This window comes from Paenibacillus sp. (genome assembly GCF_035645235.1).
Classification (GTDB): domain Bacteria; phylum Bacillota; class Bacilli; order Paenibacillales; family YIM-B00363; genus Paenibacillus_AE.
Map to the genome: position 1 here is coordinate 36,782 of NZ_DASQMZ010000126.1, position 25,696 is coordinate 62,477.

26 protein-coding genes are annotated in these 25,696 nt (G+C 60.7%); 7 read left to right on the plus strand and 19 right to left on the minus strand.

The window, feature by feature from the left end; translation table 11 throughout:
- Positions 1–15: 15 nt before the first annotated feature.
- From VEZ38_RS12040 to VEZ38_RS12060, 5 genes are all read right to left on the minus strand, one after another.
- Complete coding sequence (locus tag VEZ38_RS12040; protein WP_324893654.1) at positions 16–474, minus strand: GNAT family N-acetyltransferase; 459 nt, start codon at positions 472–474, stop codon at positions 16–18.
- The gene (locus VEZ38_RS12045) at positions 471–1,274 is read right to left on the minus strand and encodes an alpha/beta hydrolase family protein (protein WP_324893656.1); all 804 of its coding nucleotides are present in this window, start codon (positions 1,272–1,274) and stop codon (positions 471–473) included. The genes VEZ38_RS12040 and VEZ38_RS12045 overlap by 4 nt, the downstream gene beginning before the upstream one ends.
- Entirely contained in the window at positions 1,271–2,152 is an 882-nt protein-coding gene (locus VEZ38_RS12050) for an aminoglycoside 6-adenylyltransferase (RefSeq protein ID WP_324893658.1), read from the minus strand. Before VEZ38_RS12050 ends, VEZ38_RS12045 begins: the two co-directional genes overlap by 4 nt.
- 22 nt (positions 2,153–2,174) lie before the next feature.
- On the minus strand, positions 2,175–3,080 hold the full coding sequence (locus VEZ38_RS12055; RefSeq protein ID WP_324893660.1) for a hypothetical protein: 906 nt from the start codon (positions 3,078–3,080) through the stop codon (positions 2,175–2,177).
- Positions 3,081–3,184: 104 nt separating this feature from the next.
- Positions 3,185–3,709: an NUDIX domain-containing protein gene (locus VEZ38_RS12060; RefSeq protein WP_324893662.1), complete on the minus strand. Its 525-nt coding sequence runs from the start codon at positions 3,707–3,709 to the stop codon at positions 3,185–3,187.
- Positions 3,710–4,003: 294 nt separating this feature from the next.
- Between VEZ38_RS12060 and VEZ38_RS12065 the strand changes: the two genes are divergently transcribed.
- Entirely contained in the window at positions 4,004–5,584 is a 1,581-nt protein-coding gene (locus VEZ38_RS12065) for a copper amine oxidase N-terminal domain-containing protein (RefSeq protein ID WP_324893664.1), read from the plus strand.
- 61 nt (positions 5,585–5,645) lie between these two features.
- On the opposite strand, the gene VEZ38_RS12070 is transcribed toward VEZ38_RS12065, so the two are convergent.
- From VEZ38_RS12070 to VEZ38_RS12115, 10 genes are all read right to left on the minus strand, one after another.
- Positions 5,646–6,110 carry an SRPBCC family protein gene (locus VEZ38_RS12070; protein ID WP_324893666.1) on the minus strand — a complete coding sequence of 155 codons (465 nt, stop codon included), beginning with the start codon at positions 6,108–6,110 and terminating at the stop codon, positions 5,646–5,648.
- 10 nt (positions 6,111–6,120) lie between these two features.
- Positions 6,121–7,836 (minus strand): PQQ-binding-like beta-propeller repeat protein, encoded by a 1,716-nt coding sequence (locus VEZ38_RS12075; protein ID WP_324893668.1) that lies wholly within the window; start codon positions 7,834–7,836, stop codon positions 6,121–6,123.
- Positions 7,837–7,958: 122 nt separating this feature from the next.
- The gene (locus VEZ38_RS12080) at positions 7,959–8,117 is read right to left on the minus strand and encodes a hypothetical protein (RefSeq protein ID WP_324893670.1); all 159 of its coding nucleotides are present in this window, start codon (positions 8,115–8,117) and stop codon (positions 7,959–7,961) included.
- Between the two features lie 309 nt (positions 8,118–8,426).
- Positions 8,427–9,770, minus strand: a complete 1,344-nt coding sequence (locus tag VEZ38_RS12085) for an MFS transporter (RefSeq protein WP_324893672.1) — start codon at positions 9,768–9,770, stop codon at positions 8,427–8,429.
- The gene (locus VEZ38_RS12090) at positions 9,745–10,407 is read right to left on the minus strand and encodes a metalloregulator ArsR/SmtB family transcription factor (protein ID WP_324893674.1); all 663 of its coding nucleotides are present in this window, start codon (positions 10,405–10,407) and stop codon (positions 9,745–9,747) included. The genes VEZ38_RS12085 and VEZ38_RS12090 overlap by 26 nt, the downstream gene beginning before the upstream one ends.
- Positions 10,408–10,506: 99 nt before the next feature.
- Positions 10,507–11,514, minus strand: coding sequence for a stalk domain-containing protein (locus VEZ38_RS12095; RefSeq protein WP_324893676.1), 1,008 nt, complete (start codon positions 11,512–11,514; stop codon positions 10,507–10,509).
- A 91-nt stretch (positions 11,515–11,605) separates the two neighbouring features.
- Complete coding sequence (locus VEZ38_RS12100; RefSeq protein ID WP_324893678.1) at positions 11,606–12,166, minus strand: dihydrofolate reductase family protein; 561 nt, start codon at positions 12,164–12,166, stop codon at positions 11,606–11,608.
- A 103-nt stretch (positions 12,167–12,269) separates the two neighbouring features.
- Positions 12,270–13,127 carry an AraC family transcriptional regulator gene (locus VEZ38_RS12105; protein ID WP_324893680.1) on the minus strand — a complete coding sequence of 286 codons (858 nt, stop codon included), beginning with the start codon at positions 13,125–13,127 and terminating at the stop codon, positions 12,270–12,272.
- Positions 13,128–13,157: 30 nt separating this feature from the next.
- Positions 13,158–14,153, minus strand: coding sequence for a phosphotransferase family protein (locus VEZ38_RS12110; protein ID WP_324893682.1), 996 nt, complete (start codon positions 14,151–14,153; stop codon positions 13,158–13,160).
- Positions 14,143–15,105: a hypothetical protein gene (locus tag VEZ38_RS12115; RefSeq protein ID WP_324893684.1), complete on the minus strand. Its 963-nt coding sequence runs from the start codon at positions 15,103–15,105 to the stop codon at positions 14,143–14,145. Before VEZ38_RS12115 ends, VEZ38_RS12110 begins: the two co-directional genes overlap by 11 nt.
- A gap of 87 nt (positions 15,106–15,192) precedes the next feature.
- Here VEZ38_RS12115 and VEZ38_RS12120 point away from each other — a divergent pair, with 87 nt between their 5' ends.
- From VEZ38_RS12120 to VEZ38_RS12130, 3 genes are read left to right on the plus strand one after another with little or no spacing between them, the layout of a single operon-like run.
- Positions 15,193–15,945, plus strand: a complete 753-nt coding sequence (locus tag VEZ38_RS12120) for an ABC transporter ATP-binding protein (RefSeq protein ID WP_324893686.1) — start codon at positions 15,193–15,195, stop codon at positions 15,943–15,945.
- Positions 15,942–16,946 (plus strand): ABC transporter ATP-binding protein, encoded by a 1,005-nt coding sequence (locus VEZ38_RS12125; RefSeq protein WP_324893688.1) that lies wholly within the window; start codon positions 15,942–15,944, stop codon positions 16,944–16,946. Before VEZ38_RS12120 ends, VEZ38_RS12125 begins: the two co-directional genes overlap by 4 nt.
- Positions 16,939–18,666, plus strand: a complete 1,728-nt coding sequence (locus VEZ38_RS12130) for an ABC transporter ATP-binding protein (protein WP_324893690.1) — start codon at positions 16,939–16,941, stop codon at positions 18,664–18,666. The genes VEZ38_RS12125 and VEZ38_RS12130 overlap by 8 nt, the downstream gene beginning before the upstream one ends.
- Positions 18,667–18,675: 9 nt before the next feature.
- On the opposite strand, the gene VEZ38_RS12135 is transcribed toward VEZ38_RS12130, so the two are convergent.
- Positions 18,676–19,863, minus strand: coding sequence for an oligoribonuclease (locus VEZ38_RS12135; RefSeq protein ID WP_324893692.1), 1,188 nt, complete (start codon positions 19,861–19,863; stop codon positions 18,676–18,678).
- A gap of 129 nt (positions 19,864–19,992) precedes the next feature.
- On the opposite strand from VEZ38_RS12135, the gene VEZ38_RS12140 reads away from it, so the two are divergent.
- The 3 genes from VEZ38_RS12140 to VEZ38_RS12150 all read left to right on the plus strand — a co-directional run bounded on the left by VEZ38_RS12140 (position 19,993) and on the right by VEZ38_RS12150 (position 22,118).
- A complete protein-coding gene (locus VEZ38_RS12140; protein ID WP_324893694.1) occupies positions 19,993–20,382 on the plus strand; it encodes an SET domain-containing protein in 390 nt (129 codons plus the stop codon).
- A gap of 262 nt (positions 20,383–20,644) precedes the next feature.
- The gene (locus tag VEZ38_RS12145) at positions 20,645–21,049 is read left to right on the plus strand and encodes a hypothetical protein (RefSeq protein WP_324893696.1); all 405 of its coding nucleotides are present in this window, start codon (positions 20,645–20,647) and stop codon (positions 21,047–21,049) included.
- Positions 21,050–21,065: 16 nt separating this feature from the next.
- Positions 21,066–22,118, plus strand: coding sequence for a methyl-accepting chemotaxis protein (locus VEZ38_RS12150; RefSeq protein ID WP_324893698.1), 1,053 nt, complete (start codon positions 21,066–21,068; stop codon positions 22,116–22,118).
- Between the two features lie 156 nt (positions 22,119–22,274).
- Here the strand turns inward: VEZ38_RS12150 and VEZ38_RS12155 are convergent, their stop codons facing one another.
- The 3 genes from VEZ38_RS12155 to VEZ38_RS12165 form a co-directional block, all read right to left on the minus strand.
- Positions 22,275–23,534 (minus strand): FAD-binding protein, encoded by a 1,260-nt coding sequence (locus tag VEZ38_RS12155; protein ID WP_324893700.1) that lies wholly within the window; start codon positions 23,532–23,534, stop codon positions 22,275–22,277.
- On the minus strand, positions 23,531–24,163 hold the full coding sequence (locus VEZ38_RS12160; RefSeq protein WP_324893702.1) for a class I SAM-dependent methyltransferase: 633 nt from the start codon (positions 24,161–24,163) through the stop codon (positions 23,531–23,533). The genes VEZ38_RS12155 and VEZ38_RS12160 overlap by 4 nt, the downstream gene beginning before the upstream one ends.
- Positions 24,164–24,568: 405 nt before the next feature.
- Positions 24,569–25,627, minus strand: coding sequence for a hypothetical protein (locus VEZ38_RS12165; protein ID WP_324893704.1), 1,059 nt, complete (start codon positions 25,625–25,627; stop codon positions 24,569–24,571).
- Positions 25,628–25,696 lie beyond the last annotated feature (69 nt).

Below are 25,696 nucleotides of genomic sequence, written 5' to 3' on the forward strand. Positions count from 1 at the left end.
CCATTGCCCCTCGCTTCACGAGATGTCCAACGTCATAAACACGCTGTTCGGATCCTCGGCGTAGTCCGCGAACGGTCCGCACTCGCGGAACCCGAAGCTTGCGTACAGTCTACGCGCCGGCTCGAACGCTTCCATGGAGCCCGTCTCGAGGCTCAGCCGCCGATACCCGCGCCGCCGCGCTTCCTCCACGATGTGCTCCAGCATCCGGCGCGCAACGCCCCGGCGCAGTTGCGACGCCGCCGTGCGCATCGACTTTACCTCGCCGTGTTCGCCGTCGAGCTCCTTCAGCGCTCCGCAGCCGAGCAGCTGCTCGCCTTCCCACGCGCTCCAGAACGTAATCTCCGGCCGCTTCAGCCCGCTAAGGTCGAGCGCGTGGACGCTTTCCGGCGGGGAATGCTCGTGCATGCCCCGTAGATGCTCCGCGATCAGCCCAATAATTGCCGCTCCTGTCAAATCGTCCGTCCTTATCATCATCGGCAGGTTCCTCCCTCGTATACGGCTTGCAGATGCAGCCGAAGCCAATCGATCCCCGCAGCGAGCATCTCTCCGGTCCATGTATGACCGACGCCGGGGAAGACGACCATACGAAGCCGTTCCGGGCCGGGGCATGGTTGCTCCCGTATGCGACGATAAAATTCCCGAAGATCGTCCGCCGGAATGCGGTCGTCTTCCTCCCCGGCTAGGATCAGCAGAGGCACCGCGGTACCCACGGACGTCAGACGATTCCACGGGTGGAACGTCGCGACCCGCTCCTCATAGCTTCGTATCGTCTCTTCCCCGCGCAGACGGACGAACGGCTCGAGCGTGAGGATAAACCTCCGCGCGATGTTGTCCCATCGGGGCGATCCGCAAACCGGGACGGCCGCGCGCACAACGGACGCCGCCTCGTAAGCCAAGTAATGATAAATCGTATGCGCGCCCATCGAAAACCCGACCAACCCTACGCGCGTCGCATCGGCGTCCGGCACCTGCGCAAGATAGCGAATCAGCTTATTGATATACCCCGACGTCTCCCGATAAATTTGAAAAATGTCCAGGGGGTCGTTCAGGAAACGTCCGACATGCGGCGACTCGCCGAACCCGTACGCGTCGAACACGACGGCATAGTACCCAAGCGACGCCAGCAGCCCGGCTCCCTCCAAGCCGGACTCTTTCGTCGAGCCGGCGCCGTGCAGCAGGAGAACGACCGGCTTCCGGCCCGCGACGGCCCCGTCGTACACGCCGATCGCCGCGATGTCCGCGACGCGGAAGGGGACGCGCACATATCGATTCATGCTTTCCCCCCGAACGAAACGGCGTCCCGGGGCAGCGCCCGAACCCGCCGCAAATACTCCGTTACGCGGCGGTCGTCCCCTTCGGGATAGCCAAACCCGCAATGTCCCGCTATTTCGAGCGCCGTCTCCCGGAATAGGGCGCACATGGCGAACAAGGCGTCCCATATCCGGTCATAGTCGGCATCCGGGTACGTGCATACGAACGCTTGCCAGAGACGGGGTTCGAGAACATTTTCCAAATATTTTCCGGCTTTGCCGGGGTCCGCCGCGAAGCCGGTTCGCACGCCGACGTGCCATCTCAGCATCTGAAGGAGCGCGTCGCGCACGGGCTGCTCAAGCATCGTCTTCGCGTAGGGGAGCTCCCGCCGCCACAGCCCTTTCGCGACATACGTGCTCACCCACCAAAACTCGTTGCACACCTGCGCGTATCGGGTTTCCGTCGGCGGCCGGGTGCGATGATCCGCGATGCTCGGCGGCGGCAGCGTCCCGACGATTCCGTCCTTATCCAGCAGCTTTACGCTTAAGCTCTCGTGCCGCAGCTCGTCGAGCCGCGCGACCGGATAAAACGTGAGATCGATCCGGTTCCCGTCGGCGAACAGCATTAAGTAGGCGAATCGGTCGAACGTCTCCGCGTCGGGCCGATCGTGTTCATCAGGCGTCTGCATAATGATCCATTCCCCGAATCGACGGCGAATCCAATCGCGCTCGCGCACGAAATCCATGACCGAGGTGACCAAAAACAACACGTCGTAATCCTGGAACATGTCCTTCGGCGCGCACGGATTCGCCCGCGACCCGTTCAACACGACGGCCCGCACCCGATCGTCCTCCTTGGCGAAGCCCAAGATCGCGTCTATCATCTCTTGCTCGTTCCTCATCGTCGTCGCTTTCCCCCTGCGCTTACGTTAACAGCCGATCCAACCCGATCGCGCTGATCAGCAGCCGCTCTTTCTTCTTCCCAACCAACTTCTGCGTCCAGTCAACGAATCCGCCGTCGCCGACGACGCACTCCTGACCGCGAAGGAACGTCTTCAACGTAAACTGCAGCCCTTGATAATACCGATTCTCCAAGTTCGGCTCCTTCACGTTGATGTTGAACCCGGCGGCATCGCCCTCTTGAAGCATACGCTCGAGAAACCCCTCCGCATCCTTATACCCCGAACGAAGGCTGACGACGACCTCGGTCGGAGCGCCTAGCGCGTTTTCGAAAAAATCCCGGTAGAACCCGATATGCTCTCGGAATGCTGCCTTCTCGAACCGATACGAGCCTTCATCCTCGCCGGCGGTCACCATGCAGAAGAGGTGGAAGTGCGGTAACAGCCCCGGCTTTTCGCCGAAGTATTGCGCCCGTAGATGCCTATGCGTCGTACAAAGACGTACCGTCTCGCCCTTGGCGACGGAAGCCGTTTTTTTAAGTTTCGCGATATGGAGCGCCATCGCATTGGTCGCGTCGGATACGACTTCGACGCCCCGCAACGCCGATACGACCTTGTGCTGATCAACCGTCCCGACGACGGATGCGCAGCCGAGCGCCGTAACCGGCGACAGCTGCATCGGCCGCACGCGACGATCGACCGCGAATTGCAGCAGTTCGAGCTCCAATCGCTTCAGCGAGAGCGCATCCAACTCGGCCGGCTGCACGAAACGATTGGCGGCGTAGTGTTTCACAAGTTCCGAAGGGGTGATTCGATTCGTCCGCGACTTAAACACTTGGAGCAGGAAAGAAGTCAGCTCGCTTCCGGATAGTTCGTTCGTTAAGTACTCCTGGACTTTACTTTCCAAATGACCCTCATGTCGTTGTCCCATTCGCGAAAGCCCCCCTCCGGGATCGGCCCGATTTCTTCCATATTACTACAATTTTGCCGAGCCGGTTGCAACTTTTCGAGTGCCGAAAAAAAACGGTCGATCCATTAAGATCGCCCGCCCTCTTCCGATTGCACCTGCTCCAAAATCGCCAAATCCCGCAAAATCATGAACCGCTTCGACAGATCCAGAGAGGAACGCTGCGCGCGCCGCATCTTCTCGACCGCCGCCTCCATAGACATCCAGACGAACTGCATCCCGAGGCGGGCTTCGTTCGCCGATAACGTCGTCTCCTCGCGGTCCCGGACCGCTTTAGCGACATAACAGTAAGAATATTGAAAGAATCGATTCACGTATTTATGTTCCTCGACGTAGCCGATTTCCCGCAAGATCTCGGCTTCCCAGCCGGTTTCCTCGCGGATTTCGCGCACGAACGCGGCTTCCCTCGTCTCCCCGGGCTCGATGCCGCCTCCGGGCAGCTTGTACAAATCTAGTTTCGACAAGTACATCATCCCGACGCGCGCGCGACCGTCGAGCAGCACGCCCCTAGAAGCATACCGGGACACGACAGGCAGCAGCTCGGACGAGCCGCCGAACGCGTCGGCATCCGTGAACCGCCGAATCAGCTTCATAAGGAACACCACGCTTTCTCGAGTTTCCGAATGCCCCGCTTCATGCCCTTCTCCGAAATGCCCCCGAAGCCGGAGCATCTCGACCGCTTCGGTCGATGCCTGCAGTCGGTTTCTATTATAGTGCGAAGTCGGCTCCGCGTCCAAAAATAAACCGACGCCCCCCGCCGAACAGCCTCTTCACAAAATCTTGATAACATCCCCACGGAAAACCCGCACGATATTCAACGCTAGATTTTAAGATGGAGCCTACAAGAACAAACCTTGGTTTCATTCAGAACATGCGGAGGGTATCGAATGCGTATTCGGAATTATGCACTTGTCTTGTTGGCAGCTATGGCTTTAGGCTTATTGGCTGCCGTCTCGCCGGCGTCCGCCAGCTCTCATCTCCGGTCCGTGACCGTTCAGGTGAACGGCTCCATACTGGCCGTGAACGCCTATTCGATCGACGGTCGGACGGTCGTGCCGCTGCGGGCGATTTTCGAGCGGTTGAACGCGACGACGGAATGGAACGATCAAGAGAAATCCGTTACGGCGACGAAGGGCACCACCGTCATAAAGCTGTGGCTCGGGCGAACGGAAGCGATGATTAACGGCGAGACGGTCGCCCTGAGCGCGCCGGCGACGTCGATTCACGGCAGCACCTACGTGCCGCTTCGTTTCGTCTCCGAAGCGCTGGGCGCGGAGGTCGGCTTCGACAGCGAACGGAACCTCGTCGAAGTCACGTTAGGCGGCGTCGGCGCCGAGAGCGGGTGTACCGTCAGCGCCGGCCAGAAGCACAGCGGGACGATTCGCCCGGGCGGCGAAACGTGGGGGTTATGCGGAAGCCCTCATTACGTCGACGGCGCCTTCCTGATCGAGGGCGAAGACAGCCCGGTGCTCGTCATCGAAGCGGGCGCGGTCGTTCGGTTTAAGCAAGGCGCTTCGATTCAGGTCGCGCAGAACGCCCCCGGCGGACTCGTCGTAGAAGGCACGGCGGAGCAGCCCGTCGTATTCACCGCCGACACGGCCGGGGCGCAGCCCGGGTTTTGGGAGGGCATCGTCTTCTATCCGCAGACGGCTAAAGGGCGGGCGACGCTCGAGCATGCTCGGGTGGAATATGCGGGCAGCTACTACGGAGGAGCGGTCACGCTCGAGGGCGACGGCGGCGCGGTGGAAGCGACGCTGAAACACACCGAGCTGAAACACAGCCTGCACGCCGGGGTGCTCCTTCGCGGCTCCGCGAAGCTGTCGGACGGCAGCGGCGCGCTTACGATTACCGGGACGAAAGCGTCCGAAGTAGGCGGCGGCGCGCCGTTCATGACCAGCGCGTACGGCACGCACTGGCTGCCGGACGGGAAGTACGAGGGCAATGAGCACGACGCCGTGCGCGTCTCGTCGTACAACTCGGGCGAAGGCATTACGGCGAACACGACGTGGAGAAACATCGGCATTCCTTATTATTTCGAAGAGGATATTTACGTAGGAGGAAGCGCCAACCCGACGCTGACGATCGAACCCGGCGTTACGACGCAGTGGGCGCGGGAGACGGGCTTGTACGTCGGCGAGTACGGCGGACGCGGGGGACTGATGGCGGTCGGCACGGCCGAGTCGCCGGTCGTCTTCACCTCCGACCTGCTCCGCCCCGGCGCCTGGAGCGGCATCCGCTTCGGCCCCGATGCGGGCGGCAAGAACGTCGGGCTGAAGCATACGGTCGTCGAGTACGCCGTGAACGGCGTCTCCTTCGCCGAGGATCCGGGCCCGGTCGTCTCGGACTCCGTCCTCCGGCACAATAAACAATACGGCATCACGTATTACGCCGACGCGGTCGGAACCGACTTTACGTCCGGGTTCGGCAACACGTTCCAAGGCAACGGGGAAGATCTTGGTTTAGAGTAGCGACGAATACGGGCGACGCTGCGGAGCCGATACGGCTGCGCGGCGTCGCCCGATTCGTTTTTTATCCGGCTGTGTGCGCGTCCGGCGCTCGATCCGCTACAAGGTTCAACGCGATGCCGTGCTCCAGATACGCCTTCGCCCCGCAGAGCACCATCGTGTAGCCGCCCATGGCGTCCAGCGCCTGCGCCACGATCTCGTCCCCGTTCCCCGCGAAGCCCGTGTTCACGATCGTTACGTAGGTATGTCCCCCCTCCCTAGGGGCGAACGTCCATTCCGCGGCGGTGCCGTCCGAAAATTCGACGCGAATTCGCTCGCCCGGCACGAGCTCCGTCACGAGCAGCTCGTCCGATACGCCGTACATCTCCCATGCCCAGCGGATGCGGGCTCCCTTTTCCAACCGGCCGCTGCTCTTCGTAAACCAAAACTTCGTCGTGACGTCCGGATTCGCGAACGCCTCGAACACGTCCGCCGCGGGCCTGCGAATCAGCATGTCGACCCGGACCTCCGGGATCCGTTCTAGCTTCATAGCTTTCATCCTAAGCTCCCCTTTCCGCCGTCTGCGCGTCAAAGTTCGCACTCTCGGCCGTTTCGATCACGACCGTTCGCGTCGCATCGTCCCACGCGATGCCGACGCCGAGCAAGGCGCCGACGTCGCGGATCGGTACATATACGACGTTCCCGATCTTCTCGCCCCTTGGGGCGACGAAGGCGCGATCCCGATACGAGACGTGAACGTTGCCGGTCGCCTCGTCGTAATTCACCTTTGCGCCGACCGCTTCGAACAATGCGCGGAGCGGCACGTACATGCGGCTTTCGATGATGACGGGGCTCGGCTTGAACGTTTGCTGCTCCCCGTCGATCGAAAGCGTCGCGTCGGTCGCTTGGTAATTTAGCCCTGGAAGCGGCTCGGCCGGCAACGGATTAAGTAGAGGCTGCGGCAGCCGGAAGGCGTAGAGCGTCTCCTCCGCCTGCGCAAATAAGACGCCGTCCTCGACCAAGAACGGATCGAAGTTTCGGGCTCCGGTATCGTATCGGAAATACGCCTTCCCGGTCGTCACGTCGAGCGCGTAGATGACGCCGTCCGTCTGCCCCGCGAACATGCCGTTCCCATGAAAGTCGAGCCTGCTGACGAGGTTGTTTATGCCTTCGTATACGAAACGGTTGCCGTCGAGCAGCTTCACCGCATACATCCCTTGCCCGCGGTCGCCTTCGAAAAACAGCTTGTTATGGTAAGGCCCCGCGACCCACGTCCCGTCGCCGTAATATATCCTCGGCTGCTGCTCGTCCCCGGGGCGGGTGTAGTCGAACCGATAGACGGCGCCGTCGGCGCCTTGCACGTACAACCACTCGCCGTCCGTCGCCGAAACATACGCTTGCGCCGTTCTCGGATCGACGCCTTCCGGTACCCGGATATAGGAGTGCCCTCCCGCCGCTTCCCCGGTCGCGACATCGACGACGGCGAGCCGAAATTGATGCGTCACCCCATCGTACGCCGGCCACGTATCTTGCGCGTACAGCAGGCCGTCCTTCACAAGCAGCGGACTCGCGTTGCTGCCGGACCGCCACACCGTCTTCCCCGTCCGCTTCTCGAATGCGTACGTGACGCTGGTCGTAATCGCGCCGGACTCGGTCGTGCTGACGAGCAGCAGCTCGCCGTGGAGCAGCGGGAATCCGCCATATTGCAATCGGTCGCTGTTCCAAATCAGCTTCCCGTTCTCCCGGTCGAGTGCCAACAAGGTGCCGAGGATACTTATGTATATCGCAGCGTCGTCGTGTGCCATGGAAGCCGCATTCAGCGCGAGGCCGTATTCCCCTTCGTAAGGGGTCAGGTCGAACGTCCACTTCGCCTTCCCCGTATCGCCGTCCACGCGATGCAGCTTGCCGTCGTCGTCAAAGACGAAGAGGGACCTGTCGCGGTAATCGATCGGCTGCGTCAGCCTTTGCCCGTACGTCCAGGCGACCGCGCCCGTCCGGGCGTTCGCGGCGACGAGCTTCCCGTCCTTCAAGTAGTACGCTTTCCCGCCTCCGACCGCAAGGCGGTTGCCGTGGTATTCGTACGCTTCCCCCGGTCGTCCGAGCGTTACGCTCCACAGCGGCTTCGCCTCCGGCACGGGGTTGAGGTAACTCGGAACCTGAGCCGATTCGTAGCTCGCGTTCGGCCTGACGTAATCCGCGGCGGCGCCGACCGCCGAAGCCGCCACCGTCGCGGCCAACCCGGCGGCGCCAAGACTCTTCAACATTTTCTTGAACATATGTACCCTCCATTCAATGTCTATTACTTAGACGCCACCTCTGTATGGAAGGTTTCTCAAAATGAAAAGGCCGCCCCCGAGGCGCAACTGCGCCGACGGGGCGACCTCTTCCGAAGCAAGCTTTAGACCTCCTGCCTCGTCTTCCTTTCCTCCGAATTCTCCCTCTCTTTATAATAGCGTTCCATGGCTTCCTTCGCGAGGTCGCGTCCGGGCAGCTTCTCGTTAATACGAACCAGAAGGGCGATCACGATCAACAGCAACAATATGATAATAACGTCCAAATGCATCCCCTCCGTAAGTGTTCTCTGCGCGTCACGGTAGGGCAGCGAATGCCGCGGGAGACGATCTGCAAAAAGTGCAGGTATTTTGTGCTCGATTTCCGATGTAAGAAGCCAGCTAGAGTCAGTCCAGCAAAACTCCGATCACGACGCCGACGAGGAGCAAAACCCACCATGGCAATTGCGAAAACCAGCGCACGAAGCGCCTGAGTTCTTTCATCGCTTCAGCCTCCTTAAGGATGGGGTGCACGCAAAACCCTTCTCCTTAAGCATATGCCGAGCGCTCCACCGGACGGACATCGGGATTGGATCTCACGCGGAAACATTTTCGGAAACGGCGGCGGCCTTCCGGCCGCTCCGTCCGCTTACCGACCAGATGACGACGGGGATGAGCAGCAGCGATAAGAAGCCCCCTCCGATCGAGAGCACGGCGTAGCTGGCGTAGGAGACGACGACGCCGGACAAAGCGCCGCCCGACGCGCCGGCGATCGCGATCAGGACGTCGATCGTCCCTTGGGTTTTCGCGCGCGTGGCGATCGGCGTCGCATCGACGATCATCGCGGTGCCGCTGATGAGCCCGATATTCCAGCCGAGCCCGAGCAATACGAGCGCGACGAGCAGCATCGCGACGGAAGCCGGCGGCGCCGCGGCGGCAACGATGCAGGAGAGCAGCAGAACGCTCCCGGCCGCGATCGACATCGTCATGCGTCCCAGCCTGTCGACCAGCATGCCGGTCACGAGGGAGGGAAGGAACATCGCGGCGATGTGGCTGCCGATGACGATCCCCACCTCGGTTAAGCCGTGGCCATGATGCTTCATATGAACGGGCGTCATCGTCATGACCGCCACCATCACGATTTGCGTGCAAATCATCACGCTTGCGCCGACCGCGAGCCCCCTCGCGTTCATGCGCGCAGGCTCCGTCGCGCGGCCGGACGCATCGTTCGACTCCGGGCGAGACGCAAGTCGTTCCGCGATCGCCTTCGCGACGACGAACGGATCCGGTCTTAGGAACAACAAGAAAACTAAGCCGGCCAGCAGGAACGCCGTCCCGGCCAACAGGAACGGCCCGGCCAGCGCGGGTATGCCGATCGAGAGAGCGAACCGTCCCAACGGTTCGACCAGGTTCGGACCTGCGACGGCGCCGAACGTCGTGGACACCATGGCGATGCTGACGGCGGTCGCTCGCTGCGCAGGCTTCGCCAAGTCGGTGCCCGCGTATCGGGCCGCCAAATTCGTCGCCGTGCCGAAGCCGTACACGAGGAACGAAGCGAAGAGCAGCCAGATATTGTCGATGACGGCCGCCCAGACGACGCCCCCGGCGCCGACCCCTCCAGCGATGAATCCCGTCGCTAGACCCGGGCGGCGCCCGAAGCGCTGGGACAGCCGGCCGACAAGGAACGCCGCGGTCGCGGAGCCGATCGTAATGAGCGCGGAGGGAATTCCTGCGAAGCTGTCGACGCCAAGCATCTCCTGGGCGAGCAGCGCGCCGACGGTGACGCCCGCGGCGAGCCCGGCACCGCCGAAAATTTGCGAGAGGACGACGATTAGCAGCGTACGACGGTACAGCCGGTGCTGCGCCTCCGGTGAATCCGCGTAATTTATGAGCTGAGCGATGACACAATCCCCCTTATCCTTGAACTTGCCCCGCGGCATGCCGCCATTCGAGAACGCCCTCCTCGAGACGGAACGCGCGAAATCCTCTGCTCCGCAACAATTCTGCGGCTTGCGCGGACAGGAAGCAATACGGTCCTCGGCAATACGCGACGATTTCGACATGACGCGGAAGCGAGGAAAGACGCTCCTCCAATTCCGCCATCGGAATCGAAATCGCGCCGGGGATATGGTCCATGTCGTACTCTTCCTTCGGCCTGACGTCGACCAACAGCGCCTCGCCGCGTTCCATCCGATGCATGAGCGCCGTCATGTCGACGGGCTCCGCACGTTCGAACATCTGGAGCGCTTCCGTTTTGATCCGTTGGATTTCCACGAGCCGTCCTTCGCCCAGCCGATGCAGCGAAACCATAAAATCGGCGACCGCCGGATCGGAAAGCTCGTAAATGACATGGTTCCCCTTCTTCGTAAATCGAACCAATCTTGCTTCGTACAAGGTTTGCAGGTGCTGCGACGCGTTCGCTATGCTCATCCCGGTGTCCTTGGACAATTGATCGACGGATTTCGGGCTTTGCGCCAATACGTCGATGATTTCCAGACGTCTCGGACTCGACAAGCATTTCCCGATTCGCGCGAACTCTTGGTACAGCAGGTCTTTATACTCGCGCTCCGTGCGCATTCGAAGAAATCACCCCAAACTATTCAATTTATTTATTGAATAGTTGAAGCATACCTCTCATTCGAAAATGTGTCAATCCATCCGGCCCCTGTTTCCGAATTAAAACACCCTCCGGGCCGTAACGAACCGCTCCGTCCAAGAACCTTCAAACTTGCGCAGCTCGACGCCGTACGTTTTCGAATAGGTATGCAGCATCATCCCGTCCCCCGCGTATACGGCGACATGCCCGATCGGCAAGCCGCGGGCGGAGAAAAACATTAAATCGCCTTTGCGCAAATTTTCCAGCGCGACCTTCTCGCCGACTTCCGCTTGATCGTAGGACACTCTAGGCAGCTCTACCCCCAGCACCTCATCGAAAATATGCTTCACGAACGAGGAACAATCGAAGGTGCCCGTCTGGTTCGGCGAGGCGCCGAATTCGTAGGGCGTGCCCAAATACGTTTCGCCGAAAGCGACTAGGGCGTCTGCGCCTTTCGCGTACCCGTAATCGGTATATTTCGGCGCCGCGGACACGTAACCGACCGTGCCGTCCGCCGCCCGCACCTTCAGCCAGTCGTCCCCGACCTCCTGCAGCACGCGGACGGTCTCCCCTTTCGGCAGCATCCGATAAATCCCTGCATCCATCCCCGGCCGCTCCCGGAAGTTCACGCCCCATTCGACGACCGCCTCCGCGAGCGCCGCGCTCGTTATCGTGATCAAGCGGGTCGACTCGTCCCAATGCACGGTGCCCCCCAACGCTTCGCTGACGAGCCGCAGCGGCACCATTGTCGCGCCGTTCTCGATAAAGCCCGGGATCGGGACGTCCAACCGCTCGCCGTTCCGCTCGGCCGTCGTCTCTCCGACGACGTATGTAAACCGCGTTTCGCCGTTTGTCGCGCGAACGGTTCGAGACGCCGGATCCCAGCCGACCTGCGCCCCTTGCTTCTCGAAGACGCCGCGGAGCGGGACGAACGTCGTGCCTTCGACGAGCGCCGGCTCGACGGGAAGGGCGAGGCGCTCGCCGTCGACGACGACGGCAGGCGCCTTGCCGGCCGCGAGCAGCGGAGCCGGAACGGCGGCGAGAGCGATGAGCAACGGCAGCACCGCGCCTGACATTTTCCTTCGCATAGAAAGCCCAACCTCCTTACGGAGTTAGACGCATGTCTAGGCGCAAGGGTTGCTCGCCCAAAGCTGGTAAAATGTTACTAGAACATTCCTCCTACTGCTTCCGCGCTTCGTAATGGAGCAGCACGTTCCCGGACGCGAACGCCTTCGATCGCAGCAGGGTAAGCCCGAGCCGGCCGACCTGCGCGAATAACGGCTTCCCTTCGCCGACGACGACCGGCGTCACGACAAATACATATTCGTCGATCAATCCTTCGTTCGCCAGCTGCTGCACGATCGTTCCGCTGCCGAAGATTAGAACATCGGCGCCTTCCCCCGCCTTCAGCTCCCGTACGACGGCCGGAAGGCTTCCGTCATAAAACTTCGTGTTCGCCCATGTCGACGCTTTCCGAGTCGTCGAGAAGACGAGCTTCGTCATGCCGGTCAACTCCTCCGCCATAGCCTTCACCGGCGGGGGGGCGTCCGGATTTTGCAGGATGGGCACCCATCCCTTTTCGAACACATCGAACGTGGTTGCTCCGAGGATCAACGTATCGCCGTGTCCGACTTCGTGCAGCGCGACGTCTACCTCGGGATCGGGGAGAAACCAATCCATTCCGGCCGCCGCCTCGTTCAAGCTCGCAAAATATCCGTCGACCGAAATTCGATTCATCATGACAACCTTCCGCATACGCAATTCGCTCCCTTAGCTTTTTTGACTCCTGCTAAGAGTAATGGTACAACGCGCCGCGCCGGAAAAATTGTAAAATCCCGTCGTCTTACAACAAATACGAATTTCCGATTTGATCGTGGTGGAAGTGGTTCACCTTCTGCGAAATGCTCTTCGGCGTAATTCCGGAAAACTGCTTCATGTCGCGGATGAAATGGGATTGGTCGTGAAAATGAAGCGAGTGGGCGACATCGCTGAGCCGATCGTACTCGCCGGTATCCATCCTCCGGATCGCTTCGTTAAACCGCCTCACCCGTATATAGAACTGAGGCGAAACGCCGACGGCGCGGAAAAACCGCTTCTCGAATTGACGCTCCGACAAGTGAAGCCTGTCCAGCACGAATTTCACGGTGACCTGTTCGATATGCTCCTGGATGACGCGCAAGCTTTCTTGTACCAGCGGATCGGGCGGTTCGGCTTGCTCGAGCTTGGCGAGGAGCAGCTCCGAGAGGGCCGCTACGCGCTCCTCGTTGGTTTCCGCTAGCCGGAGCCGGTCGGGAAGCGTTTCGTCGTCCGCAAAGTCGGCGGGCCCCCACGAGTTGTTAGCCATGCTCGAGGCGTCGATGCGGAATAACGTTCCGAGCGCAGTCGGCTCCAGGATCGCCTGAATCGTCGTGAACGGTCCTTCGCGGAAGTTCATGACGGAAAGCTCCGTCACGTGACCGTATAGAAACAGCGGCGGAATGTACTCGAGCCGTCCCGATGCGGTGACGATGTCCCGAATCGCGGTTCGGTCGCCGACGCCTTGCTGGAAGACGATGCCCGGCGATCCGTTCGGGCATACCCGGATCGCCAGCGCATCGGGCCCCCGGTATTCCGCGATACGAAAAAACTTAACTACACCGCGTAACGCCTCGGCCGGCGGAAAGACGGTAAACGAGATCGGGCTTGCTGCATTGAATGTCATTGCGGATAACGTACCTCTTTCCGTTATTTTTTACTTGCGCATGGCGAGCCGTCGCTCCAAGTCATCCAGCATCTCAAGCATCCTTCGTTTATTGGTTTCGTGCTCCTCGTCGTTGTCGTATTGGATCTTCCACACGTACGTATCGATTAGATAATAGATTAGTTTATACGTATCTATCCTGATCGAACGATCGGCCTCCATCTCTCCCCGTTCGCCGTAGCCCTTCAGGAACGCCTCGTTGATCATCCACGGACTCGCGAATTCGAAGTCGACGTCGCCGAAGATGGCGCGGTCCGCATCGATGATCGCGGCGAGCTCCGCTTCGCCGTTCGCTCCCGTCGGGCGAACGAGCACGTTGCCCGCCCACAAGTCGGCATGAACGAGCCTCGGCGTATCGATTTCCGCGTACAGCGCGGCATTGGTGTCGAACAGTCGCACGATGCGCGTTACGGTAGGTTTGTCTAGGACGGCATACCGAAGGCAGCTTTCGCCGAGCTCGGCGACGTGCGCCGCCAAATACCCGCCCCAACTCTCGTTTCCTCCGCCCCCCGACAGGTCCGACACCCTGCCGAACTTCGCGCCGCGAATCCCGTGCATCTTCGCCGCCGCCGCGCCGGCCTGCTCGTACAATGCGATCTTCGCCGCCTCAGGCACGGCTTCGTCCGAGAGAGGGACGCTTTCGATATATTCCGTGATCATGTAATCCCGATCGACGATCGTCTTGGACGAATCGCAGGCGACGACGACCGGGCAAGGCACGCCGCTCCGAGCGAACAAGTCGTATACCTGCCGTTCCGCCTCCATCAGGTTGCGTTCGAAACCCATAAGATACTCCCGATGTACCGGCCCCGCCCGAAGGATCCACTCGCGGCCCGCCGAGGGCGCGACGATTTTGTACGTCGTATTGAAAAGTCCGCCTTTCCGCAGCGTCGCGCGCAATTCGCCGTCGACGCCGAGTTGCGCCCTAACGATGCCGCGGATTTCGGTCTCCGATAATTCCTTGGATATTCTGGACTTAGAATGCAATTCGTTCGCCTCCTTCCCCCAACCGGCCGAACGCACGCAGGAGCTTCCACCGTTGCACGGCGAGGATGCCTTGCCACTGCCGCCGGGCGACAGGGTACGCCTCCGGATATTCGCCCCATCCCCAGGCGATGTCCCAAACGTCGCGGTCCGCCAGTTGAGCCGCGTACAAATCTAAATTCCGCTCGATCAAATCGCCGAACCGCTCCCGCATCGGATGCCCGGGGCGGTCGACGAAGTCCAGCGGCAGCGCCTGGTAGCCGGATCCCCATGCCGATGCGTCCCGGCTCACGCAGCGCGCCGCGAGCGAGAACGCTTGCTCCGATACGAGATCGTACCCGTACGGGAGCCTAGCGTCGAACGCCTCCCGGTACGCGCGCAAGAGTACGACGGCGGCGACGAACGTATTCGCCTCATGCATATCCAGCGTTTCTTTATCCATTAAGTAACGGAAGGCGGCCTCCAGCGTCGCCCACCCGAGCCGCGACGCCTCGCTGCCCTCGGCAGACCAATGCACCAAGTAAGCCGCCAGTTCCACGCTAGGGTTGTACATCCACGTCGCTTGAACGCCTTCCGACCAATGCCACCACGGGGCGTGCGGGTGCAAGTTCGTCTCGGGCAGCACGGCATGCCACATCCCGAGCCCCCGATCGAACGCGCCGACAAGATAGCGGATCATCCCCCGAACGACGGCGTCCTCCGCCGTCGCGCCGATCTCCAGAAGCACCCGGCCCGCCGTCCACGTCGCGATCGGGGAGGAAGCCGGGAGCCAGAAGTCGGGCTCGAGGCCGTGGCCGAAGCCGCCGTCCTCGTTTTGGAAGGCGGCCAAGCAGCGGACGACCTGCTCGCGGGATCCGTTTTCAAAGCAATAGTCCCACCGAGCGGCCTCCAGCGGCCGGCCATATCGCCTCACCCAAGCGCCGCTTTTCTCGAAAAGGTCCCTCATCCCGCGCATTCCCGCCGCCCCCTGTTAATTCTTGCCAATCTACTATTTATATATGGTATGATAGACAACAAACTTCTTCAAGGGGGGCGGCAACGATTGAACTGGCGCGTGTACCGATGGCTGCTTACGTACGTCTCCCCATACCGTAAACAGCTCGCGTTTTACATTTTATGCGGGCTGCTCGCCACAGCGATCGAGCTGACGATTACTAGATTCCTGCAAATATTTATCGATGAGATCGTTCCGAATCGGCGCATGCAAGCCTTCGCGGGCTACCTCGCCGGGATGGCCGGCCTCGTCGGCGTCATGCTGCTCGCGCAAGCGTGGAAGAACCTCCTGGAACGCACGGTCGCCGAGCAGTCCGCCCGAGGGCTGCAGCAGGCGATGTTCCGGCAGCTCCGAAGGCTCGGCTTCGCCTACTACGAGCAGCACCCCGCAGGAGAAACGGTCGGGCTGTTCAACACCGAGGTCGCCGCCGCCCAGCGGATCTACCGCCAATACATTCCATCGATCGTCGAAAACACGATTCTCTTCCTCGGGCTTGCCGTCTACATGGTCAGCCTCTCTTGGCAGCTTAGCCTGCTGATCGTCCCGTTCTTCCTCGCCTACTACCTGATCGGGCCGTATTACGAGAAGAAGGCGTCGCTGTGGGCGAAGGAAGCGAACCGCGAGCGCCAAGCCGTTAACAAATCGATCTACGACAGCGTCTCCGGCGTACTCGAGGTGCGGGCGTTCGGCGCGAAAGCATGGGATATCCAAAGACTCCTCTCGAAAATGAAAACCTACCACGGTGTCCAGCTTACGCAGTATTTGAACGCATACCTCCGCGGCACCGTGCGGCGCGCTTGACCGGCTTCGGCGGCGTCGCCACCTTCGCGGTCGGCATTGTCCTCGTGCGGGACGGCGCCATGTCGGTCGGCGAATTTACCGTCTACGCCTTATTTTACTTCCGCGTCATGTACAACCTGACCGGCATCGTCACGCTGATGACCGAGCAGCGCATCCTGCTGCAGCAGACGGCGACGCTGTACGACTTCGTCCATCGGCGGCCGGCGGTCGAGGAAGCCGACGAGCCCGTCGCGCTGGAGCGCATCGCCGGCGCGTTCCGCTTCGAAGACGTCCGATTCGGCTACCCCGGCCGACCCGACGTCGTGCGCGGCTTCTCGTTGGACGTTCGGCCGGGGGAGAAGCTCGCGCTCGTCGGGACGAGCGGCGGCGGCAAGTCGACGATCTTGAAGCTCGTCGCGCGGTTCTACGATCCGGACGAGGGCGACATTCGGCTCGACGGCGTGCCGCTGCGCAGCCTCTCGCTCGGACAGCTTCGCGAAGCGATCGGATACGTCTTTCAGGAGACGTATTTGTTCGGTTCCTCGGTACGCGACAACATTCGCTTCGGCCGCCCCGACGCGCCGGAGGAGGACATCGTCGCCGCGGCGAAGGCCGCCTTCGCGCACGACTTCATCGCCGCGCTGCCGGACGGCTACGATACGATCGTCGGCGAACGCGGCGTCAAGCTGTCCGGCGGGCAGAAGCAGCGTATCGCCATCGCCCGTATGTTCGTGAAAAACCCGTCCGTCGTCTTGTTGGACGAGGCGACGAGCGCGCTCGACAGCGTCAGCGAGCAAGAGGTGCAGCGTGCGCTCGACTCGCTGCTCGCCGGCCGCACGACGATCGCGGTCGCGCATCGCCTGTCCACCGTACGCGGCTTCGACCGGATCGCCGTCGTCGAGGAAGGGCGCTGCGCGGAGATCGGCTCCTACGACGAGCTGCTCGAGCGCCGGGGGTTCTTTTACCGTCTGTTGGAAGGACAGCAATCGCGCGAGGAGGAAGGGGTGCCGGCGCATGAGTAATACGAAATGGCTGCTGCGCGTCTTCTCGGCCGTCAAGTGGAGCGTCGCCGCCGGACTGGCGCTGTTCGCGCTGAAGATCGTCGCGAACCTCGCGATGACCGGCGTACAGAAGTGGGTCGTCGACGATGTTTTTGTCGCAGGGGAATATGCGAAAGCGGCGCCGCTGCTCGCCGTCTTCGCCGGGGCCGTTATCGCGTTCAACGCGTTCCACGCGATCGCCGCCCGATTCCTCGATTCGAGCGCCTTTCGGATCACGCGGCATCTCACGTCCGATTTGATGCATGCGCTGCACCGGATGCCGGCGGCCGCCATTCGAAGCGAGCGGACCGGAAAGTTCGTACAGCACCTAACGGACGATATCCACGGCGTCGCCTCGCTCATCCAAGGCTTCGTCCCGAACGGCATCCAGCATGCACTCACGGTGATCCTGCTCGGCGGCATCGTCGGCTGGGCGCACCCGGCGCTGCTTGCGGCGATCGTCGCGATCGGCGGTCTCTATATCGCGCTCGGGCGCCGGTACGGCCCGCCGACGAAGGCGGCGGCGAAGGACGTACGCGCCAAGCGAGCCGAGCTGCTCGTCGAGATCGAAGAAGGGGTCGCCGCCTCGCGGGAGGTCGTCGCGTTCCACCGCATCGCGTGGGAGAAGCGGCGGTTCGAGCGGCGGTTCGCGGCGTATTTCGAGGCCGTGCTGACGGAAGGCCGCCTCGAAAATCGGCAGCTGTTCGCGACCGCCCCGCTCCGGTGGGCGGTCACCTTCGCCGTGCTCGGCATCGGCGGCGTCGCGGTCATCCGGCAGCAGATGTCGCTCGGTACGTTCGTCGTCGTGTACCAATTCGCCGTGCAGCTCGTCGAAGGCATTCAAGGGTTGTTCGGATTTTTCATGCAAGCCTCAAGCCGCATGGCCGCGGTCGAGCGCGTGCGGGGCATGCTCGACGGCGCGGCGATGCCGGAAGGCGGCGCGCCGCTGGCGGGACCGGTCCGCTCGCTGGCGCTGCGGGACGTCCGCTTTCGTTACGCACCCGATGCGCCGTATGTCCTGAACGGCGTCACGCTCGAGCTTCCGGTCGGCCGGAAAATCGCCTTCGTCGGAATGAGCGGCGGCGGCAAGTCGACGATCGCGCAGCTGCTCGTTCGGTTTTACGAACCGGAAGTGGGCGAGCTCGAGGTGAACGGCCGGGCGCTGTCCGGGGTGACGCGGGAAAGCTGGGAGGAACGCGTGCGAATTGTTTTCCAAGAGCCCTATTTGTTTCCCGATACGATCCGGACGAATTTGATGATGGGCCGCGAGACGTGCAAGGACGAAGCGGCGCTTCGGGAAGCGTGCCGCATCGCGCACATCGACGAATTCATCGACAGCCTGGAGGAAGGCTTCGATACCGTCATCGGCGAACGGGGCATTCAGTTGTCCGGCGGACAGCGGCAGCGGCTCGCGCTCGCGCGCGCGTTGCTCGACCGACCCGACATCCTCATTTTGGACGAAGCGACCAGCTCGCTCGATCTCGAGACGGAACGCCGGGTGCAACAAGGCATCGACGCGGCGCGCCTCGGCATGACGACGATCGTCATCGCCCACCGGCTTTCGACCGTGCTCAATGCCGACGTTATCTACGTGATGAAGGACGGCGTCGTCGCGGAGGCCGGCGCGCATGACGACTTGATGAGCCGGTCGGGGGAATACGCGGCGTTGGTCCGCCGGGAGCACCGGCCGTCCGCGGGCTGAACTCGGCGCTTACCGCTTCGACGCGTGGCGCATCAAATATTGGACGAACGCGTCGTCGCGAACGAGCGCGGCGGCGTACTGCCGCTTGACGTAACGTTCGGCTTCCTCGAACGTCGCGAACGACGACTCGAGCGTCTCCCCGTCCGCATCGATATGCCACCGCTCTTCCGCCGAGAATATAAACAGCTGCGTGCCGGCGCGGTTCTCGTAGAGGACGCCGTAAGCCGAGCCGCGCGTATTGTATTCGTTGCCGGCCGCATCGGGCCGGAGCGGCTCCAGCGCGAACGGCTCGACGGCGTACAGTCGGAACGCCGTCTCCGTCATCGGGCAGCCCGCCGCCTTCGCATGGCCGCCGCCGCCGAACGACGCCGCGATGTCGGAGACGTCCACGTCGTCGTGCATCGTGCGCAGGCTCAGCTTCTTGCCGCCGACGTTCGCGATGGCGATGTAATCGAGATGCGGGTAGGTGCGGCCCAGCTCGTGCGACAGCTCGGAATGGTACGATTCGGCGTGCACGATGCCGACGCACCGGCCGTCGACGAACGTCTGAACGAGCTCCCTCCGTTTGCGCCGGACGTATCGCTCGATCTTCTCCTCCTCCAGCTCGAGCAGCCGCTCCTCGAAGTCGGTGAAGGCGAACGCCTCGCCGCGCTTCAGCCGCTCGACCATCCGATCCTCGAATTCGTCGAGCGACAGCAGAAAGAACAAGTCGTTCAGGCGCTTCGCTCGGACCTCTTCCGCTTTCTCCCACCCCCAAGTATCGTACAGCCGCACCAGCTCGACGAATTCGGCGATCGCCCCATTGGCGGGAAGCATCCGATGCTGCACTAAATATTCATAGAAAAGCGACGTCGCGGACGACGGGCGCCCGTCGTCGTATTCGACCTGAACGGTGGCCCACGCATGGCGGTTCAGGTGAAGGGAAGTTTTGTGGTGGTCGAGCAGCCGGGCCTTGCCCCCGCCCTGTACATGGCGCTCGAGCCGGCGTTCGTTCTCCTCGGAGACGGATAAGTCCGTAATGAAGAGCATGCCGCCCTTCTTCGGCTTGTCGCGGTACGTCTCAAGAAAGCGTTCCACCTGCGGATTTAAGCTCTGCACGGAATTGTAGCGAATGTCGACGCGGTCGCCGAAGGCGCAGCGCGCGACGATGCCGCAGCCGACGCCGTCCAGATCGTTATGCGTATACAGATAATGCAAGGGTCTACCCCTTCCTTACTTTGGAAATTCGTAACAGGTAGCGTCCCCGCCGCGTTGCGTTTTCATCCCCTGTAGGCTAAACTTCTTCTTACATGGTACGTCATAACGATGGAGTGTATGGAGACCGATATGATCGAAATCAGGCAATCCGAAATTTGCAAGGGCGAGTTCAACCGGGGCGTATTCGCGACGCGGGACATTCGCAAGGGCGAGCTCATTCACGAGGCGCCGGCCGTGCCGTACCCCAACGAAGAGCACGAGCATATCGAGAAGACGACGCTCGCGGACTACGTATTCGAATACGGAGCCAATCACACGGCGATTCTCCTCGGGTACGGCAGCTTATTTAATCATTCCTACACGCCGAACGCCACCTACGAGATCTCCTTCGAGAAGCACACCTTCGATTTCTACGCATACAAAGACATCAAGGCCGGAGAAGAAATCTTCATCAACTACAACGGCGAGGAAGACAACATGGACCCGCTGTGGTTCTTGGAGCCCGATGCGGAAGAATAGCTGCATATTAGGGAAAAAGGCGCCCGCCGGTCGGCGGACGCCTTCTTTTTGCGACTGACCATCGCCGAATATGTCGAAAAGTAGGGATTTATGGAACATTTTCTTGATGCTTGTTAGACGAGGGTGTATCTTTATTTAATAAGCTACTTATTAAAATTTAGACGGGGCGTGATTTTTTTTGTCGAATATTGAGGTATATGGTCAGGCGTTTCGAGACGTAATCAATGCATGCGGTCCGTTTAAGAGAATGTTAGGTCAAGTCATGGATCAAGTCGGATGGAATAATATAGAACCCGATAAGTACTATCCCCATGAACTGCAACGTAAATTTTATGATGAATTATCCAAGAAAGTGGGCCCCAATGTCCTCGTTGAAATCGGAAAAAATTTAGCCATGAATTTGCCTCTCCCGCCGGTCATCACGACATTCCAACAACAGATTGAGACCTTGCATGTAGGGTTTCATATGAATTTTAAAAACGGACCGGAAAACGCATACCGATCGACGAAAATTAACGAAAATACATATAAGGTGGAAGTGAATTTCGACCAGCCTACCCATTTGAATTTAGGTTTACTTAAAGGGTTCGCGCAACGGTTCGATTCTCCGGCCATTATTGAAATAGTCGATCCCGCAAACGGGGGGACTTTCCTCATTCAACTGTAGTTCACGGAGGTTTTGTATGAAAGCGCAATTTTCCCGTATTCGACTTTTTAAAACCCGGGGGCGCCAGCCCTCTGTTACGAACGCCAGCCCCCCTGCACTGGAGTCTACCGATACGTTGAAATCCGTCGAAGCGAAACTTAAACAAATTAAATTCGAGACGTCGGATTTTTTGGATTCCATGTCCGCTTCCGCTGAGGAATTAACTGCCTTCACGAATAGTACGAAAGAAAGCAGCACACAAATCGCCGAAAATGTCGACGCGCTTGCGAAATCTCAGGAAATGCAACATATTAGCGTGCTAGAGGCAAGCAAAGCGGTCAGCGAGTTAAGTTTGGGCATTCAAAGCATCGCCGACTCCACCTCGATCGTCGCCGAAACATCATCGGAAACGTATGACATTGCCAACCAAGGCAACTCTTTCATTCAACGGACGATTGACCAGATGAAGGCGATTGACCTTACCGTTAATACACTGACTCCGAAAGTCGTTAATCTAGGAGAACAGTCAAAGAAAATCGATAATATTATTGGCGTTATTACGCAGATCGCTACCCAAACGAATTTGCTTTCCCTTAACGCTTCGATCGAGGCGGCAAGAGCGGGGGAGCATGGGAGAGGTTTTGCCGTCGTCGCGAGCGAAGTCAAGAAACTGGCGGAACAGTCGAAGCGATCGGCAATTGAAATCCAGTCCGTGATCAAAGACATTCAAAGCGAAACGAAGGAAGTCGTGTCGTTGATGGAGGTTAGCGTTAGAGAAGTGAGCGAAGGTATGAAGGTTGTCGCGGAAGCAGGCGCCGCGTTTACGAAAATTGTTGAAGCGACCCAGCTTGTCTCGAATCAGATTTTAGATGTCTCGGCGATCACCCAACAAATGTCGGCAAGCTCCGAGGAGATTTCGGCTACGGCCGAAAATATGGTGTTCGTAGCGACTCAAGCGAAAGAGCGAACGAACAAGGTGGCCGAAGAAATAAAGGGACAACTCCTCTCCATTGAAGACATTGCGGCCTTCGCCGAATCGATGGCGCACATGACGAGTCAGATGCAGGAACTGCTTAAAAAATATAATTAATTCGTGGGAACATCGGAATTGAATTGACCCATAAGCGCCTGCTATTTTTACTAGCCTGTGCGCTCTGGGTCGATTCGATTCCTTTTATTTTAATCGCTGTTTATTTTGCGTTCATTGGTCAGTCGTAATTTTTTTACGTCGTGGGGGCTGCCAACGCTAAGCAAGGTACATACGTAAAAATTCGTTCGAAAATTTTCCGTCGGGGTCGTGCGCCCGCTGCAGCCTCCGGAAGTCGGGCAAGCGCTCGTAAAGCGACCGTACCCGTTCTGGCGCCATCGTAAACAGCTTTCCCCAGTGGGGCCGCGCTTCGTATGGCTCCAGCGCCGCTTCGATCGCGGGAAGCGCCAGCCGCACCTGCTCCCATGCCGGCTTCCACGTAAAATGTATGCCGACGATATCTTCACGGTAAGCCGGACTGAGCCAGAGGTCGTCGGCCGCGACCGTACGAATTTCGGAGATGTACAGCAGCGGGGCGATTCGCTCCTTCAGCGTATCGATCGCGCGCAGCGCGTCGCGGGCGAACCGGCGCGGCACGAAATATTCGCTTTGCAGCTCCTCCCCGGCGCTTGGCGTAAACTCCATGCGGAAATGCGCCAGACGTTCATGCCAAGGACCGACGATGCCGAGCTGCTCGCTGCAATACTCCGCCGAGTGGCCCGGCACCGGATGGCGCCGAGCCGTCGCCCGCGTCGCCCCGAACCACTCGTCCGCCCACGGTTCGCCGGTGCGCTCCGTCGCGTTCCGCTTCAGCCACGCTTGATTTACGCTGGTTCCCTTCCAATCGGTAAACAAACTGACGCTATATTCGCTAGAGAAAATGTCGTCGAACCGCTCGACCGCGGTGTCGAACGGCAAGTCGTCGTAGACGGTTTGCGCGACGTCGAACGCCGGGACCAGGTTCAGCGTCAGCTTCGTCGTTACCCCGAGCGCCCCGAGCCCGACGACCGCGCCGGCGAAGTCGCCGTCCGGCCGGTCCCGCTCGTACGCTGCGATCCCGCCGTCCGCCCGAACGATCTCGATCGCCTGCACCGCCGTCGCGAGATTGCCGTTGCGGTCTCCCGACCCGTGCGTCGCCGTCGCGACCGCGCCGGCGATCGTAATATGCGGCAGCGACGCCAAATTGTGCACCGCATACCCGTTTGCATGCAGGAACGCGCTCAGCTCGCCGTACCGGACGCCTCCTTCCACCGTCACCCGCCCTTTCGCGCGATCGAGGTCCAGCACTCGATTCATGCGTTCCATCGACAGCAGCACGCCCACCGTATCGGCAACGGCGTTGAACGAGTGACGCGTCCCGAGCGCCTTCACCCGCCGGCTACCTGCCACAATCTCCTGCACCTGTTCGACCGATTCGGGCGTCTCGATCTTCGAGGCGCTGTACTTAAAATTTCCTGCCCAATTGCGTTCAAGGCTCATTGTTGGAATTCCTCCCCTTCCGGCTGACCATGCGGCTCCGCCCACACGAGGTGGAACGCGCCGAGTAGATGCCGCTCCATACGCACGACGTGCAGCGGCGAGTTTCGAAGCAATGCGACCATATCCCGGTCGAAGTGGCAGCCGACGACGCGGTGGAACAACGGCTCCAAGGCGCGCTGCGCCGCCCCGACCAGACGGCTTGCGCTGAGACCATGCTCCATCATCAAAATGCGTCCGCCCGGCTTGCACCAGCGGTCGAACTTCTCGAGCATGCGCTCGGGGCGCTCGTAGCCGCAGAAGGACAACGTCGAAAGAATCGTGTCGAACGAGCCGTCGGGAAAATCGAGCGTCTCTAGGTCGGCTTGCACGAACTCCGCCGCGACACCGTGCTCGGCCGCCGCCCGACGCGCTTTGTCGAGCATCGCGCCGCTGAAGTCGACGGCCGTCACCCTGACGCCGCTAGGATAGAAGGTAAAGTTCGCCCCGGCGCCGACCGCGACCTCCAGCGTCTTCCCCCGGGCGTCCCCGACGAGCTTCCGCCGCCATTCCCGCTCCGTAAGCCGCTTCCTGCGGTATTCGTAAATTTTGGACTGTTTATCGAATTTCCGTATGAGCCGCTGCTTCTCCATCGTCGCCCTCCTTCCCGCTTCGCTGGGCGCGAACGTCCTTCGCCGCTCTTTCCGACCTGTTTCCCTCGGCTCAGTTTCCCTCGGAAGGTCTCGCGGTCCCACTCCGCCGCTATTTCCAACCTGTTTCCCTCTGCTCAGTTTCCCGTTGGCGGTACGTCAGCTGCCTTCGATCGGAAATAACGCGGCTTGCGGTGGTCCGAACCCGTCTGAGTTAATGGAACCAGGTCGGAAAGGCGTGCGCCCGCCTCGCCGCCGTCTCCCCTAAGCATCCCACGACATAGAAAGAATGGCAACGACATGTTCATGTGAAATGACAGGATTCGTTAAGAAATTTTGCCGCCAGCGCCATCGTCGGCCGATAGCGGAGCATCCCCCTCCGCGTCGCGCCGCCGCCGTTCGCGGAGGTTAGGCGCCTGTTTCGAATCGCCCCGTAAAGTACAGGTCGCTCGGGTCAAGCGCGTCCGCTTCCCCGTCGAGGATGCGGCGGACGTCGTCGAGCGTATCGTACAGCGACAGCCATTCGCCCGGCTTGCTCGTGTACGGCTCGGCGACATAGAACGGCTGCGACAAATACGCCTCCAACCGCTCGCCCCGGCGGTATAGCTGCTCTTCCGCGGCGGGGATGCCGCCTGGGCCTTGGGCGCTCGCGACCGGCCGGATTTCCCGGTACCGGCGCAAGAGCTTGCGGGCGCGCTGCTGCGTCTTCAGATGTACCGCCTCCAGATGCGCGCCTTCGAGCACGGTCGAGGTGGAGCCGATCGGGTCGATCGCGGGGTATAGCTTCCGGCGGCTCAGGTCGCCGTCGAATTGCAGCAGCGTATCAAGCGGTCCGTACACGCCGTCTTCGTCGGCGGCTTCCCCTTTGATATCGACCAAGGCGATCGTGATCGGCCGAGCGCCCGCTTCCTTCAGCCGTTCCCGCAGCGCAAGCAGCTCGCCGGAAAGCACCGCGCTCTTGTCGACGCCGAGCACGACATCGCGTTCGTCGCGCAGCCCGGCAATGAGATCGTACACTTCATTCCCGGTCGAGCGCGCGTACTCCGCCTGCGCCTTCACGTGCTCGAGGCCGGGCGCGTCCGCCCCGGGGTCCCAGAATACCGTGGCGAAGCCGCGGCGACGCATGCGAAGCATCAGCTCGGCGAGCAAGACCAGCTGGCCCATGTTCGGCCTTGCCACGAAACCGACCGTACCGCCGCGCACGACCGGTGCGAACAAATCCAAAGCCTTAATTCCCGTTTCGAACATTCGAATCCCGCTCCCTCGTAGGATCAATTCGTCGAGGCTGCAGCCGGCCAGCCCCGCAAGCGCCGCGAGCGTCCTTACTTCGGCGCGGCCGACGGGGATTTTCCCCGTGCACAGGTTGGAGACGGTCGCCGCGCGGAGCCCGGCCGCCTTCGCCGCCGCCGTCAAGTTCGGGACGCGTCGCCGGAGCAAGGGCACGTTCAGCTGTAAATCGTCATCCATCGACCTCCACCTCCTTTCTCTATATAGTATCACAAATTACTTTATGGCGTAATCACAGAATTTCCAATT

What these genes read in the sequence shown, in the direction of transcription:
- VEZ38_RS12165 (WP_324893704.1), bottom strand. Translation starts at nt 25,627, where the DNA reads ATGGATGACGATTTACAGCTGAACGTGCCCTTGCTCCGGCGACGCGTC.
- VEZ38_RS12105 (WP_324893680.1), bottom strand. Translation starts at nt 13,127, where the DNA reads ATGACATTCAATGCAGCAAGCCCGATCTCGTTTACCGTCTTTCCGCCG.
- VEZ38_RS12150 (WP_324893698.1), top strand. Translation starts at nt 21,066, where the DNA reads ATGAAAGCGCAATTTTCCCGTATTCGACTTTTTAAAACCCGGGGGCGC.
- VEZ38_RS12095 (WP_324893676.1), bottom strand. Translation starts at nt 11,514, where the DNA reads ATGCGAAGGAAAATGTCAGGCGCGGTGCTGCCGTTGCTCATCGCTCTC.
- VEZ38_RS12040 (WP_324893654.1), bottom strand. Translation starts at nt 474, where the DNA reads ATGATGATAAGGACGGACGATTTGACAGGAGCGGCAATTATTGGGCTG.
- VEZ38_RS12160 (WP_324893702.1), bottom strand. Translation starts at nt 24,163, where the DNA reads ATGGAGAAGCAGCGGCTCATACGGAAATTCGATAAACAGTCCAAAATT.
- VEZ38_RS12100 (WP_324893678.1), bottom strand. Translation starts at nt 12,166, where the DNA reads ATGATGAATCGAATTTCGGTCGACGGATATTTTGCGAGCTTGAACGAG.
- VEZ38_RS12085 (WP_324893672.1), bottom strand. Translation starts at nt 9,770, where the DNA reads ATGCCGCGGGGCAAGTTCAAGGATAAGGGGGATTGTGTCATCGCTCAG.
- VEZ38_RS12065 (WP_324893664.1), top strand. Translation starts at nt 4,004, where the DNA reads ATGCGTATTCGGAATTATGCACTTGTCTTGTTGGCAGCTATGGCTTTA.
- VEZ38_RS12070 (WP_324893666.1), bottom strand. Translation starts at nt 6,110, where the DNA reads ATGAAGCTAGAACGGATCCCGGAGGTCCGGGTCGACATGCTGATTCGC.
- VEZ38_RS12140 (WP_324893694.1), top strand. Translation starts at nt 19,993, where the DNA reads ATGATCGAAATCAGGCAATCCGAAATTTGCAAGGGCGAGTTCAACCGG.
- VEZ38_RS12060 (WP_324893662.1), bottom strand. Translation starts at nt 3,709, where the DNA reads ATGAAGCTGATTCGGCGGTTCACGGATGCCGACGCGTTCGGCGGCTCG.
- VEZ38_RS12130 (WP_324893690.1), top strand. Translation starts at nt 16,939, where the DNA reads ATGAGTAATACGAAATGGCTGCTGCGCGTCTTCTCGGCCGTCAAGTGG.
- VEZ38_RS12145 (WP_324893696.1), top strand. Translation starts at nt 20,645, where the DNA reads ATGGATCAAGTCGGATGGAATAATATAGAACCCGATAAGTACTATCCC.
- VEZ38_RS12045 (WP_324893656.1), bottom strand. Translation starts at nt 1,274, where the DNA reads ATGAATCGATATGTGCGCGTCCCCTTCCGCGTCGCGGACATCGCGGCG.
- VEZ38_RS12050 (WP_324893658.1), bottom strand. Translation starts at nt 2,152, where the DNA reads ATGAGGAACGAGCAAGAGATGATAGACGCGATCTTGGGCTTCGCCAAG.
- VEZ38_RS12055 (WP_324893660.1), bottom strand. Translation starts at nt 3,080, where the DNA reads ATGGGACAACGACATGAGGGTCATTTGGAAAGTAAAGTCCAGGAGTAC.
- VEZ38_RS12155 (WP_324893700.1), bottom strand. Translation starts at nt 23,534, where the DNA reads ATGAGCCTTGAACGCAATTGGGCAGGAAATTTTAAGTACAGCGCCTCG.
- VEZ38_RS12115 (WP_324893684.1), bottom strand. Translation starts at nt 15,105, where the DNA reads ATGCGCGGGATGAGGGACCTTTTCGAGAAAAGCGGCGCTTGGGTGAGG.
- VEZ38_RS12075 (WP_324893668.1), bottom strand. Translation starts at nt 7,836, where the DNA reads ATGTTCAAGAAAATGTTGAAGAGTCTTGGCGCCGCCGGGTTGGCCGCG.
- VEZ38_RS12090 (WP_324893674.1), bottom strand. Translation starts at nt 10,407, where the DNA reads ATGCGCACGGAGCGCGAGTATAAAGACCTGCTGTACCAAGAGTTCGCG.